The organism is Clostridium sp. (assembly GCF_036660475.1).
Lineage (GTDB): Bacteria > Bacillota > Clostridia > Clostridiales > Clostridiaceae > Clostridium_J.
Window position 1 is genome coordinate 22,918 of the sequence record NZ_JAVXAO010000003.1, and the last position, 13,798, is coordinate 36,715.

Consider the following 13,798-nt stretch of genomic DNA (forward strand, 5'->3'; position numbering starts at 1 on the left):
ATTTATAATATGGATTATACTTTATTGGAAGAAATTAATGACAATGTAAAGAATGGTAAAGAAGTTGCACTATCTATAATTACAAAAGCCTGTGGTTCATCTCCTAGAGGTGAGGGTACTATGATGGGAGTTTTACGTGATGGAACTATTTTAGGTACTATTGGTGGGGGAGCCCTTGAAAATGAAATAAAAAAAGAAAGTGTTAAATGTATTAAATTAAGAACTAGTCGAAGATTTACCTTTAACCTGAATGAAACAAATACCGATCTTAATATGACTTGTGGAGGTGAGATAGAAATATATATAAAAATTTTATTACCTAAACGTAAGCTTTTAATAGTTGGAGGAGGGCATATTGCACTGCCACTTCAGTATATTGCTAATATAGTAGGATATGATGTTGTTATATTTGAAGATAGGGAAGAGTATTGTAATTATGGTAGATTTAAAGTTGCAAATGAACTTATTTTAGGTGATATTAGAGAAAATCTTTCAGTTTATCCAATAAATAATCAGTGCAGTATAGTAATTATTACCAGAGGTCATATTCATGATGAAATTGCATTAAAAACAATTTTAGATACACCAGCTAATTATATAGGAATGATTGGAAGTAAAACAAAGGTTAATAATCTTATGCAGAAACTTATAGCTGAAGGTTACAGTAAGATAATTTTAGATAAGATTTATTCACCAATTGGATTAAATTTAGGTGGAGAAACTCCTGAAGATATTGCATTAGGGATTATGGCTGAAATTTCATTATTAAATAACAATGGGAGTTTAGAACATAAAAAATTCATTTCAAAGAATGGAACATTATCATAATTTTAAGAATATAATACACTTGAATATAATATTTATAGTAGTATACAGATAATTAATTTGAGATGGAATTAAATACAATATGCTACTAATTTTAAATTAAAGGAGGAAGAAAATGATTAATCGGAAAGCCCTAAAGAAATTATCTAAAGATCAATTAAATGGCCAGTGGACGGTACCGGTACTTATAACCTTATTCATTATGGTACTTCAAATTATACTTCAATCTACACTAAAAATTGTCAATTTTGGCAATGTTGAAAATTTGGGTTTGGATATTTTATGGTTTGTGTTAAGCACTTTTATATTGTTAACTATTAATGTCATGATAAATTCATTCTATCTAAAAATATCCAAAGGATCAAAGGTTAAATTTTCAGACCTTTTTATCAATACAAAAACATGGATAAAAGGAATTGGTATCCAACTTTTAATGACATTAATAATGCTTCCTCTAATAGTGATTTACTCTATACTTTTAGTTATTACAATGCTTAAGTATTTTAATTATATCATGATGAGTGGTTTTGGAATTACAGCGTATTCACCTCCTGCATCTTTTTATCTAATAATGTTACTATTTATACTTATATTTGCAATTGCACTTATAATTTTAGAATTATATCTTTTCCCTGCTTTAATAATTATATGTGAAGATAATAATAATGGTCTATGGAAAAGTATTAAATATAGTTTCAAAATGATGAGAGGTAACGTATGGGGGTTATTTGTATTACAACTTAGCTTTATCGGCTGGGCATTATTATGCATATTAACATTTGGGATTGGTTTTCTATGGCTTATCCCTTATACTAATACAACCCTTTTCAATTTTTATAATGAAATAAGGAACAAATCGCAAACTAATACTAACTATAATGATATTACATCTTTAACGTAAGATAGTATATGAATTCTTAAACTAAAGCTTAAAGTAATTATACTTTAAGCTTTTAAAATAATACTTGTTAAGAAATATAACTATACTTTTCAATTAGTTTATAAACTATTTATCTAGGAGGTATTATATGATTATAGGTGTTCCAAAAGAAATTAAGGTTAATGAATATACTGTAGCTATTTCTCCATCAGCAGTTGCTGAATTTGTAAGTAATGGACACGTAGTACTTATAGAGGAAAGTGCTGGAGTTGGAAGTGGCTTTAATGATGATGAATATGTAGAGCATGGGGCAATAATTACTGACAAAACTACAGTTTATAATGGTTCTGATATGGTTTTCAAGGTAAAAGAATTACTTCCATCAGAGTTTGAATACTTAAGAGAAGGTTTGATAATTATGACATATTTCCATTCAAATGCGTACAGAGATGAAACTGACGCTTGTATTAATAAAAAAATTATTGGTATAGCATGCGAAGATGTTCAAGATAAAAATGGTAAATTCCCATTATTAAGACCAATGAGTGAAATTGGTGGGAAGGGTGGGTTTATCGCTGCATGTAACTATAGCCAAAAAATAAACCACGGTAGTGGTAAAATGTTGGCAAGAGTTAGTGGTATTAAAACACCCCATATAACTATATTAGGTGCTGGGTCAGCCGGTGTTGGCGCCGCTGAACTTGCAGCTGGATTCGGAAATAGAGTAACTATATTGGATATAGATTATGGGAAATTAGAAAGTGCTAAAGGAAAGCTACCATTAAATGTAGAATTTTTACATTCAAATCCTTCAACAATAAGCGAGATAATTAAAAATACCGATGTGCTTATGAATTGTGTATCTTGGCCTAAATGGAGGACAGATCATATTATTACTAGAGATATGCTTAAAACTATGAGGTCTGATACAATTATAATTGATGTGGCCTGTGATATTGGTGGGGCTGTAGAAACTTGTCATGCAACAACCCATAATGAGCCAGTGTATTTTGAAGAGGGCATACTACACTATTGTGTAGATAATATACCTTCTGCTTACGCTAGAACCGCCACCTGTTCAATTTGTTTGGCAACAGTACCATATGCATTAGAAATAGCTAACAAAGGTGTAGAAAGTGCTCTTATAGAGAATCCACACTTAAGAAAAGGTCTTTGTTTTTATAATGGAAATTTAACTTTAGAGGAAACAGCATTAAAACAGGGACGTAAATCTATTACACCTGAAGAAGCACTCGGCATTATTTAAATTAAAAACTACTGTAAATAGATAAATCTATTTATAGTAGTTTTTAATTTTTGCTATGTTATTATATAGATTTAGTTTTGAGTGTATCATATATAGATAGCAATTAAATATTTGTTGCATAATAAATATTATTATACAACACTATTGTTTGTTGTTATAAAAGATGATAGATTTATAATATGTTCCATAGAATATATAAATGTTATTCTATGAGTAAAATAGCATATATGCATTTAATGCAAATAAATAGTTTAGGTGATGAAATGAAAGTAGTATGTTCAATCGGTCCAAATGTTAAGTCGTTAAGTGATTTAGATAAATTCATAGATGCAGGAATGGATTCTGCGAGATTAAATTTTTCTCATATTGAGTATGAGAAGGCTAAAGATCAAATCCAATATATAAAAGATAAATATCCTAGTATTACAATTATACAAGATTTACAGGGTAACAAGCTTAGAGTATCTTCACTATTTAATGGACAATTAAGAGTAAATTTTGGTGAATCAGTATACTTCTGTAGTGAGGATTTTTACAAGTCGAATCTTAGACATAGTGATAAACATATACTTATTCCTATTTCATTTCAAGGTGAGTTTTCGTGGCTTACTAATGCTAATAAGATCTTAATGAAAGATGGAACTATGGAATTTAAGGTTATTGGAAAACTTAAGGATAAAGATGCAATAAAAGCAGAAGTTGTAATAGGTGGAATGGTTAGGGGCGAGAAAGGATTAAATGCTCCAGGTATGGATAGAACCGGTATGGGTTTAACTGTTAAGGATAAATCAGATATTGAATTTGGTATTCAGAATAAAGTAGATGTAATATGCCTTTCATATGTTACTAGAGCAGCTGATATACTAGATTTAAAGGCATATATAGGAGAAATTAAAAAGGATAAGACTGATATTAATATACCGAAACTTTGGGCTAAAATAGAGTGCAAAGAAGGAATTGATAGCTTTGATCAGATTGTAAATGAAGTTGATGGAATAATGCTAGGAAGGGGAGACTTGCTTTCAGAACTTGATATAGTAGAAATTCCTTTTGTCCAAGACAAGATTATTGAGAAAATGAAATCAAGTAAAAAAGAACTTATAATTGCAACTTATGTGCTAGATTCTATGAGAAATTCCTTTAAGCCTAAAATTCCTGAAGCTGACGATATATATAATTTCCTTAAGAATAAAGTTGATGCAGTTATGCTTGCAGGAGAAGTTGGTGTTGGACGAAACCCAATTGAGGTTATAAAATTTGCTAAAAAGATTATTGATAAATATAGTTAATATGATTAAAAATAATTAAGGACAATGTATACATTGTCCTTAATTATTTGATTAAATTTTGAACAGACTATTTTCCAAGGTTAAATACATCCAAATCTTTAACTTTAAGTCCTCGTTTCATAACTGTAACCATTGCTCTTAGTGTATCTAGTGATGTCATGGTAGATACTCCAGCTTCAACGGCTGTTCTTCTTAATTTGAAACCATCACGTTGGGAATCATTTCCTTTAGTTGGTGTGTTTACTATCAAATTAATAGATTTACTTCTAATCGCATCAACTATGTTAGGCTTATCTTCACCAATTTTATTAACTATTTCAGTTTCTATGCCTGCAGATTTTAGCATTTTTGCAGTTCCTTCAGTAGCAATCATTTTACAACCAAAGGAGTTCATTTCTTTGGCTAAGATTAAGAATTCATCTTTATCACTACTGTTGATTGTAACTAATAGTTTATCTCCTGACTTTAGAATCTGCCTTTTAGCTGCGATAAAGCCTTTCATCATAGCTTCATCAAAAGTATGTCCGATTCCAAGTACTTCTCCTGTAGATCTCATTTCGGGCCCAAGACTTACTTCAACCTTTGGGAGTTTTTCAGTTGAAAATATAGGTACTTTTACAGTTACAAAATTAGGTTCTGGGCAAATACCTTCTTCATAACCCATATCTTTTAATGATTCTCCAAGCATAGCACGAGTAGCCAGTGACACTATTGGAACATTAGTAACTTTTGTTATATAAGGAACAGTACGAGAAGCTCTAGGATTTACTTCGATAATATATATTTCTCCCTCAAATTCAATGAATTGAATATTTATCATACCAATAACTTTAAGCTCTAAAGCGATTCTTCTTGTATATTCAAAGATAGTACGCTTAGACTTTTCTGATACATTTTGAGAAGGGTATATACTTATAGAATCTCCTGAGTGAACGCCAGCTCTCTCAAGGTGTTCCATTATGCCTGGAACTAATATTTCTGTGCCATCGCAAATTGCATCTACTTCTATTTCTTTACCAACCAAGTATCTATCTATTAAAACAGGATTTTTACTATCTCTTTTAAATGCATTTTCTAAATATCTCTTAAGTTCTTTTTCTCTGTAGGTAATTTCCATACCTTGACCACCGAGCACATAAGAAGGCCTTACAAGAACAGGATATCCAAGTTTTTCAGCTCCAACTATACCATCTTCCACATTCCATACAGCCATACCTTTAGGCCTATTGATATCAAGTTCCTCAAGCATTGCCTCAAATCTTTCTCTATCTTCAGCTCTATCAATACCATCTGCATCAGTACCTAAAATTTTAATACCATTTTCTCTTAGAAGCTTAGATAATTTTATTGCAGTTTGACCACCAAATTGTAGTATTACACCTTCTGGCTTTTCTTTATCTATAATGTTTAAAACGTCTTCTTCAGTCAATGGTTCAAAATATAGTTTATCAGATATATCAAAATCAGTAGATACAGTTTCAGGATTATTATTTACAATTATTGTTTCTATTCCTTTTTTCTTAAGAGCTCTAACTGCATGAACAGAACAATAATCAAATTCTATTCCTTGTCCAATTCTTATAGGTCCTGAACCGACAACCATTACTTTTCGCTTATCTGATACTACTACTTCGTCAAATTGTTCATAGGTTGAGTAGTAATATGCAGATACAGCATCAAACTCACCAGCACAAGTATCTACCATCTTATAGGTTGGCATAATATTATAAAGTTTTCTAAGCGTATATAATTCTACAGGGCTTATATTCATTAAGTCTGCAATACCTTTGTCTGAGAATCCTTTCTTTTTTAATAACTTTAGGTAGTCTCTATGAAGATCCTCTACCTTAGCGGTTTTTAAGAATTCTTCTTGTTCTACTATCCATTTAAACTTATTTATAAAGAAGGTATCTATTCCTGTGATTTCTGATAACTTTTCAACAATATATTTTCTTCTAAGCATTTCAGCTAGGTCAAATATTCTCTCGTCATCGGGTACCATTACACTGCTTTTAAGCTCTGATAAGGTTTTTTCTTGAGATGGTTTATGATCAAGCACATATTTACCAATTTCAAGAGATCTAATTCCTTTAAGAAAAGCAGCTTCAAAGTTAGAACCTATAGCCATGACTTCTCCGGTTGCCATCATTTTAGTTCCAAGAGCTTTAGTGGCATTTTTAAATTTGTCAAAAGGCCATTTTGGAATTTTAACTACAACATAGTCAAGAGCTGGTTCAAATGATGCCATAGTCTTACCAGTAACTGAATTTACTATTTCATCTAAAGTATATCCAAGAGCAATTTTAGCCGCAACTTTTGCTATAGGATATCCTGTCGCCTTTGAAGCTAATGCAGAGGAACGAGAAACTCTAGGATTTATTTCAATTACAGCATAATCAAAGCTATGAGGGTTTAATGCAAACTGAACGTTACATCCACCTATGATGCCTACTTCATCTATAATCTTTAGAGCCGAAGTTCTAAGCATTTGATACTCTTTATCTGACAATGTTTGAGAAGGGGCTACAACTATAGAATCTCCAGTATGAACACCAACTGGATCTATGTTTTCCATATTACAAACTGTAATGCAGTTTCCTTTAGAATCACGCATTACCTCGTATTCTACTTCCTTCCAACCTTTAATACTCTTTTCTAGAAGTACTTGATTTACTGGGCTAAGTGAAAGACCGCTATCTAATGTTTCAATAAGTGATTCTTCATCATCTGCAATACCGCCACCAGTTCCACCTAGTGTATAGGCTGGTCTCACAATAACAGGGTAACCAATTTTATTTGCAAACTTAATTCCAGATTCTATATCATTAATTATCTCTGATTCAATAACAGGTTCATTGATTCTTTCCATCAATGATTTAAACAAGTCTCTATCTTCACCTTTTTTTATAGATTCTACAGTTGTTCCAATAATATTAACACCATACTTTTCAAGAATCCCTTTTTCCTCAAGTTCAATTGTTAGGTTTAGACCTGTTTGGCCACCCATTCCAGATAAAATACTATCAGGTTTCTCCTTTATTATTATCTTCTCAATAAATTCTGTGGTTAGCGGTTCTATGTATATTTTATCTGCTACTTCTTTATCTGTCATTATAGTTGCTGGATTAGAATTTATTAGTATAGTTTCTATTCCTTCTTCCATAAGTGCTCTACAAGCTTGTGTTCCTGAATAGTCAAATTCAGCAGATTGTCCTATTACAATCGGACCAGACCCTATGATTAATACCTTTTTTATGTCATTTCTTTTACTCATTAATTATTCCTCCTACATGAAAGCTCTCTGTCTTTCTTAATGTATTTTTATTTTATTAGTTCTAAAAAATTATCAAATATAACTGCATTTTCTTTAGGTCCAGGTGATGCTTCAGGGTGATACTGAACACTTGCTATAGGTAGTGTTTTATGTCTCATACCTTCAAGTGTGCCATCATTAACACTAACATGAGTAATTTCCATATCAGCTGGTAACTCACTTACGTAATATCCATGATTTTGACTAGTTATATATACCTTATCACCTATTATATCTTTTACTGGATGATTTGAACCTCTATGACCAAATTTAAGCTTAGCTGTTTTACCACCAAATACCCATGCTAAAAGCTGATGTCCAAGACAAATGCCACATACTGGTTTTTTATCAACTAGTTTTTTTACTTCTTTAATTACATTACCTAAAGTCATAGGATCTCCAGGACCATTTGATAGAAAGATTAAATCAGGATTAGTATCAAGTATTTCTTCCGCTCTTGATGTAGCAGGGAACACTGTTAAATTACAGTTTCTTTCTTTAAAATTCCTTAGTATATTTGATTTAACACCAAAATCCATAACTGCAACATTTGGACCAGTTCCTTTAATTTTATAAACTTCTTTTGTAGATACTTTATACACTGCATCATCATTATGAAACTTTTCTAATCGATCTTTAACATCATCTAAAGATAAATCTTTAATAGTTATAAATCCCTTCATTGAACCATGATTTCTTAGTACCTTTGTAAGTGCTCTTGTATCAATCCCCTCAAGTCCCATAATCTTATTTTCTAGTAGATAGCCATCAAGTTCCATCTCACATCTAAAATTAGAAGGATTGTTCGATTTTTCTCTTACTATAAATCCCTTAACCTTTGGTGATAAAGATTCTAAATCTTCTAGATTAATACCATAATTACCAACTAGGGGGTAAGTCATAGTTACTATTTGACCATAATAAGATGGGTCTGTAAGTGTTTCTTGGTATCCTGTCATTGAAGTATTAAAAACTACTTCACCAACAGTATCCTCAATGTACCCAAAAGCATTGCCTTCAAATTCAATTCCATTTTCTAATATAAGTTTTGCCTTAATATTCTTTGTATTCAAGAAAAACCCTCCATTCAAAATTATAAATTCATAACAAAAAGGATAATAAATAAAACAAACAAATTGTTGTTTTACTCACTATCCTATGGGTTTCTCTTTAAAATAATTATACTTATAGCCATTGTTAGCTCTCCCTTCGTGGCCTCTCTGGACCAATTTAAAAGTAGATATGTCCCTTTGATTCTATAAAAAAAAATCAAGAATGTCAACATAAATATACAAGCATCTACAATAAAGTTTTAAAATATGCACAAATGTAATATTTATTTAAATTATTTTTATATAATTTTAGTGATATATATGATTTTAATAAGAATATATATCACTACACCAAATTTCTATGAATAAATTAATTATAATTACCAACAATAATTTATGGAGGCGATATTAATGAGTAAAAACAATAAAATAATTAGTAATAATCTGCAAAATTCTACTGGTAATAATTTAAGTGGAATAAATGTAAAAGCGCTAGGTAACTATACAAAAAATGCTGTAAAAAATTTCGAGGAAAACATTGTAAGTGAAACAGATTATTTAGAAAAAGTAGATAAAGAATTAGAATGAGATTAAAGTTAAATTTGGTTTATATATTCAATTTCCACCGCATTAAGGTGGATTTTTTGTTTTTAAAATGATATAAACAGTTAAAATAAATTTATTAAGAAAATACTTACGAAGAATTAAATAAACTTATAAGTTTAAAATAGAGTTGTATACTTGCAAATTATATTAAATTGTATATTATAATAAGTAGTATTTAATATTAAAGGAGATTATAATGAGTTGTTTAGGAAACATTATCTGGTTTTTGTTTGGAGGACTTATTGCTGGACTCCAGTGGTGGTTAACAGGTGTTTTATGGTGTATAACTATAGTTGGAATACCAATCGGTCTTCAATGTTTTAAGTTTGCAAGACTTCAGTTTGCACCATTTGGAAAAGACATTATAACTACAAATGATAGCAGTATGGGATTTTTGTTAAATGTCTTATGGTTAATATTTGGTGGATTACCACTAGTAATAACAAACTTAGTTAGTGCTCTATTACTCTCAATTACAGTAATAGGGATACCATTTGCAGCTCAATCACTCAAAATGGCAAGGCTAGCATTTGCACCATTTGGGAAAGAAGTGAAGTAAGTTTAATAATTGTAGATAGTAATTTATTTATATCAAATGAAATTTGGATAAAGCAAAATATTAAATTTATTATTCTATAAGTGAGAGGTATATATTATATGCGAAATATTGACGATTCCAAAGGGAAAATTTTTAGGCATTTTAAAGGTGATTTATATTTATTGGAAGGTTTTGTAATCAATTCGGAGACAAGAGAAAAAATGGTGCTTTATAGAGCATTATATGGAGAGTGTGGATTATTTGTAAGACCTTATAATATGTTTATTGAAGAAGTGTTAGATAATAAGTTAAATCCAACAGGACAAAAGTATAGATTTGAAGAATTTGAAGTAAAAAGTGAAAACAATCATAGTATAAACAGTAAATCTATGATATAATTATAAACATATGTTTTAATAAAAAATCAAAAAGTTTTACCATGTTAGGTAAGACTTTTTTAATGGATAATTGGAGGTAACATTATGATTAGTACTACAGGCGTTAGTTTAAGATACGGAGCACGTAAACTTTTTGAAAATGTAAATATTAAGTTTACTGAGGGGAATTGTTATGGTTTAATAGGTGCCAATGGAGCAGGTAAATCTACATTTTTAAAAATACTATCAGGAGATTTAGAACCTAATACAGGAGATGTTTCTATAACAACTGGTCAAAGAATGACTATGTTAAAGCAAGATCACTTCGAATTTGACGAAGAAGAAGTTTTAAAAACTGTAATTATGGGACATAGAAGATTAGTTGAAATTATGAATGAAAAAGATGCTCTTTATGCTAAAGAAGATTTTAGTGATGAAGACGGCATGAAAGCTTCAGAACTTGAGGGAGAGTTTGCAGACCTTAATGGATGGGAAGCTGAGAGTGAGGCTGCAACATTATTACAAGGACTTGGAATTAGTGAAGATTTACACTTTAAATTAATGAAGGATCTTAATGGTTCTGAAAAAGTTAAGGTTCTACTTGCACAGGCACTTTTCGGACATCCTGATATCTTATTACTGGATGAGCCTACAAACCATTTAGATATTAAATCTATAGCTTGGCTTGAAAATTTCTTGATGGACTTTGAAGGAACTGTTATTGTTGTATCACATGATAGACACTTCTTAAATAAAGTTTGTACCCATATGGCAGATATAGACTTTAGTAAAATACAAATGTATGTTGGTAACTATGATTTCTGGTATGAATCAAGTCAGTTAGCATTACAAATGTCTAAAGATCAAAATAAGAAAAAAGAAGAAAAAATTAAAGATCTTCAAAACTTTATAGCTCGTTTTAGTTCAAATGCTTCAAAAGCTAAGCAAGCTACTAGTAGAAAAAAACAATTAGATAAATTAACACTAGACGATATCAAACCTTCTTCAAGAAGATATCCTTTTGTTGGATTTAAAGCAGATAGAGAAGCTGGAAATGACTTATTAGTTGTTGAAAATCTATGTAAGACTATTGATGGAGTAAAGGTCCTTGATAATGTAAGCTTTATGGTTTATAAAAATGATAAGATTGCATTTTTAGGGGATGGAGTTTCAAAAACAGTTTTATTCAAAATCTTAATGGGTGAGATGGAGCCAGATAGTGGAACATTCAAATGGGGTGTAACTACTTCTCAATCATATTTCCCGTCAGATAACTCAGAATACTTTAATGAATGTGACTTAAATCTTGTAGATTGGTTAAGACAATTCTCTGAAGAAAAGGCTGAAAGCTTTATAAGAGGATTCCTTGGTAGAATGTTATTTTCCGGAGAAGAAGCGTTAAAGCAGTCATCTATACTTTCTGGAGGAGAAAAAGTTCGTTGTATGTTATCTAAAATGATGCTTAGTGGAGCTAATGTATTAATACTAGATGAACCTACAAACCATTTAGACCTAGAATCAATAACAGCAGTAAATAACGGGTTAATGAACTTTGCTGGAACAATGCTATTTACATCTCATGACCATCAGTTTATTAATACTATTGCAAATAGAATAATTGAAATACTTCCTACTGGTGAAGTAATTGATAAAACTATGACCTATGATGAGTATCTTGAATTAAAATAATTGAGTACACAACTTAAAGGATATTTATTTAAATAAATTATGAAGAGAACCTTTGAGAAGCTCCCCGAAAATTTAGGTTAGTAGGGACCAGTCGCTATTGCGTTAAATGTTTGAGTGGACTTTTATTAGAATGGTACCACGGATATATACCCGTCTCTTTCGTAAAGAAAGAGACGGGTTTTTATACGGATTTTTATATTAGATAATGTAGCATCTAAAAGAAAGAGAGGATTTATCATGGATTATAAAAATATAATAGCTGAAAACTTATGCACATATATAGATATAGATACGGAAACCATTATAAAAGTTATTGAGAACCCACCAAAAGCTGATATGGGAGATTTCGCTTTTCCTTGTTTTCAATTAGCTAACGCTATGAAGAAAGCAGCAAATATCATTGCTCAAGATTTAAAATTACAGATGGGTAACATTGATGGATTTGAAAAAATAGAGGTATTGGGGCCATATGTAAACTTTTTCGTAGCTAAAAGTGATTTTATAAAGGATATTATAGAAAGAATACTTAGTGAAAAAGAGCAGTATGGAACAACAAATGAAGGTGTAGATAAAAATGTTATTATAGAGTATTGCTCAGTTAACATTGCAAAGCCATTCCACGTTGGACACCTTGTTACAACAATGCTTGGAAACTCACTACACAAAATATTCAATTCACAGGGATATAATGCTATTGGTATTAATCATTTAGGTGACTGGGGAACACAGTTTGGAAAGCTTATATATGCATATAATAACTGGGGTGATGAAAAAGCATTAGAAGAAGAACCTATAAAAGAGATGTTAAGAGTATATGTTAAATTCCATGATGAGGCAGAAAAGAATCCTACCCTTGATGATGAAGGAAGAAAATACTTTAAACTTCTTGAAGATGGTAATGAAGCTGAGGTTAAACTTTGGACTAAGTTTAAAAACTTAAGTTTAAAGGAATTTGATAGATTATTTAATTTATTAAATATTAACTTTGATTCTTTTGATGGAGAAAGCTTTTATACAGACAAGATTGGTTCAGTTATAGAAGAAATAGATTCTAAGGGATTATTAGTTAAAAGTAACGGAGCTAAAGTTGTTATGCTTGAGAAAGAAAATATGCCGCCATGTATAATTAGAAAAGCTGATGGAGCAACTATTCATGCTGCATGTGATTTAGCTGTTATGTTCTATAGAAAAGAAACTTATGATTTTCACAAGAATATATATGTAGTGGCAAAGGATCAATCTCTACATTTTAAGCAAGTATTCACAACAGTTAAAAAGATGGGTTATGATTGGGCTGATGATTGTATACATACACCTTTTGGTCTTGTTAGATTCCCAGACAAAAAGTTTTCTACCGGAAAAGGTAATATAATGTTCCTTGAAGATTTATTAAATGAAACAGTTCTTAAGACAGAAGAAATAATAAATGTGAAGAATCCTAATCTTGAAAATAAGAGAGATGTAGCTAAAAAGGTTGGAATATGTGCCATTGTATTCACTTTCTTTAAAAATTCAAGAGAAAGAGATATAGTTTTTGATTGGAACGAAATGCTAAGTTTCGAAGGAGAAACTGGTCCTTATGTTCAGTATACCTATGCTAGAGGAAAAAGTATCCTAAGAAAACTAGGAGAGGCAACATCAGAAGTTGATTATAGTAAGCTTATTTCAAGTGAAGAATTTGAACTTGCAAAAGAATTATCAGGATTTAATAATGCTATAAAACAGGCTTTAGATAAATTACAACCTTGTATTATTACTAGATATACTATTGATGTGGCTAAAGCATTTAATAAGTTCTATAATGCTATAAATATATCAAATTCAGAAGATGAAATAACAAAACAGACAAGATTATCTTTAGTAAAAGCTACTCTTCAAGTATTACACAACGGATTAAACCTTATTGGTCTTGAAACTGTAGATGAAATGTAAATTACTAAAATAGTACAGTAAAAATCCCAG

General features: G+C 30.5%; 11 protein-coding genes. 9 read left to right on the top strand and 2 right to left on the bottom strand.

The genetic code is table 11. The features are described from left to right. Nucleotides 1-9: 9 nt before the first annotated feature. The 4 genes from RSA29_RS05675 to RSA29_RS05690 all read left to right on the top strand — a co-directional run bounded on the left by RSA29_RS05675 (nucleotide 10) and on the right by RSA29_RS05690 (nucleotide 4,261). Nucleotides 10-828 carry an XdhC family protein gene (locus RSA29_RS05675; protein WP_332660248.1) on the top strand — a complete coding sequence of 273 codons (819 nt, stop codon included), beginning with the start codon at nucleotides 10-12 and terminating at the stop codon, nucleotides 826-828. A gap of 112 nt (nucleotides 829-940) precedes the next feature. Further along, complete coding sequence (locus tag RSA29_RS05680; RefSeq protein ID WP_332660246.1) at nucleotides 941-1,726, top strand: DUF975 family protein; 786 nt, start codon at nucleotides 941-943, stop codon at nucleotides 1,724-1,726. Between the two features lie 127 nt (nucleotides 1,727-1,853). After that, nucleotides 1,854-2,972, top strand: coding sequence for an alanine dehydrogenase (locus RSA29_RS05685; RefSeq protein ID WP_332660245.1), 1,119 nt, complete (start codon nucleotides 1,854-1,856; stop codon nucleotides 2,970-2,972). 209 nt (nucleotides 2,973-3,181) lie between these two features. Next, nucleotides 3,182-4,261 carry a pyruvate kinase gene (locus RSA29_RS05690; RefSeq protein WP_332660244.1) on the top strand — a complete coding sequence of 360 codons (1,080 nt, stop codon included), beginning with the start codon at nucleotides 3,182-3,184 and terminating at the stop codon, nucleotides 4,259-4,261. 67 nt (nucleotides 4,262-4,328) lie between these two features. Here the strand turns inward: RSA29_RS05690 and carB are convergent, their stop codons facing one another. Next, nucleotides 4,329-7,535, bottom strand: a complete 3,207-nt coding sequence (gene carB / locus RSA29_RS05695) for a carbamoyl-phosphate synthase large subunit (protein WP_332660242.1) — start codon at nucleotides 7,533-7,535, stop codon at nucleotides 4,329-4,331. Between the two features lie 47 nt (nucleotides 7,536-7,582). Then, nucleotides 7,583-8,632 carry a glutamine-hydrolyzing carbamoyl-phosphate synthase small subunit gene (gene carA, locus RSA29_RS05700; RefSeq protein ID WP_332660295.1) on the bottom strand — a complete coding sequence of 350 codons (1,050 nt, stop codon included), beginning with the start codon at nucleotides 8,630-8,632 and terminating at the stop codon, nucleotides 7,583-7,585. Nucleotides 8,633-9,037: 405 nt separating this feature from the next. On the opposite strand from carA, the gene RSA29_RS05705 reads away from it, so the two are divergent. The 5 genes from RSA29_RS05705 to argS all read left to right on the top strand — a co-directional run bounded on the left by RSA29_RS05705 (nucleotide 9,038) and on the right by argS (nucleotide 13,768). After that, entirely contained in the window at nucleotides 9,038-9,214 is a 177-nt protein-coding gene (locus RSA29_RS05705; RefSeq protein WP_332660241.1) for a hypothetical protein, read from the top strand. A gap of 214 nt (nucleotides 9,215-9,428) precedes the next feature. Beyond that, a complete protein-coding gene (locus tag RSA29_RS05710; protein ID WP_332660240.1) occupies nucleotides 9,429-9,791 on the top strand; it encodes a YccF domain-containing protein in 363 nt (120 codons plus the stop codon). Between the two features lie 98 nt (nucleotides 9,792-9,889). Then, the gene (locus RSA29_RS05715; protein ID WP_332660239.1) at nucleotides 9,890-10,168 is read left to right on the top strand and encodes a DUF1653 domain-containing protein; all 279 of its coding nucleotides are present in this window, start codon (nucleotides 9,890-9,892) and stop codon (nucleotides 10,166-10,168) included. Nucleotides 10,169-10,252: 84 nt separating this feature from the next. Further along, entirely contained in the window at nucleotides 10,253-11,836 is a 1,584-nt protein-coding gene (locus RSA29_RS05720) for an ATP-binding cassette domain-containing protein (protein ID WP_332660237.1), read from the top strand. A 237-nt stretch (nucleotides 11,837-12,073) separates the two neighbouring features. Next, nucleotides 12,074-13,768 (top strand): arginine--tRNA ligase, encoded by a 1,695-nt coding sequence (argS, locus tag RSA29_RS05725; protein ID WP_332660235.1) that lies wholly within the window; start codon nucleotides 12,074-12,076, stop codon nucleotides 13,766-13,768. Nucleotides 13,769-13,798: the final 30 nt, after the last annotated feature.

Excerpts from the sequence above, each read along its gene's own strand:
- RSA29_RS05675 (WP_332660248.1), top strand. The coding sequence starts at position 10 with ATGGATTATACTTTATTGGAAGAAATTAATGACAATGTAAAGAATGGT.
- RSA29_RS05680 (WP_332660246.1), top strand. The coding sequence starts at position 941 with ATGATTAATCGGAAAGCCCTAAAGAAATTATCTAAAGATCAATTAAAT.
- RSA29_RS05685 (WP_332660245.1), top strand. The coding sequence starts at position 1,854 with ATGATTATAGGTGTTCCAAAAGAAATTAAGGTTAATGAATATACTGTA.
- RSA29_RS05690 (WP_332660244.1), top strand. The coding sequence starts at position 3,182 with ATGAGTAAAATAGCATATATGCATTTAATGCAAATAAATAGTTTAGGT.
- carB (WP_332660242.1), bottom strand. The coding sequence starts at position 7,535 with ATGAGTAAAAGAAATGACATAAAAAAGGTATTAATCATAGGGTCTGGT.
- RSA29_RS05705 (WP_332660241.1), top strand. The coding sequence starts at position 9,038 with ATGAGTAAAAACAATAAAATAATTAGTAATAATCTGCAAAATTCTACT.
- RSA29_RS05710 (WP_332660240.1), top strand. The coding sequence starts at position 9,429 with ATGAGTTGTTTAGGAAACATTATCTGGTTTTTGTTTGGAGGACTTATT.
- RSA29_RS05715 (WP_332660239.1), top strand. The coding sequence starts at position 9,890 with ATGCGAAATATTGACGATTCCAAAGGGAAAATTTTTAGGCATTTTAAA.
- RSA29_RS05720 (WP_332660237.1), top strand. The coding sequence starts at position 10,253 with ATGATTAGTACTACAGGCGTTAGTTTAAGATACGGAGCACGTAAACTT.
- argS (WP_332660235.1), top strand. The coding sequence starts at position 12,074 with ATGGATTATAAAAATATAATAGCTGAAAACTTATGCACATATATAGAT.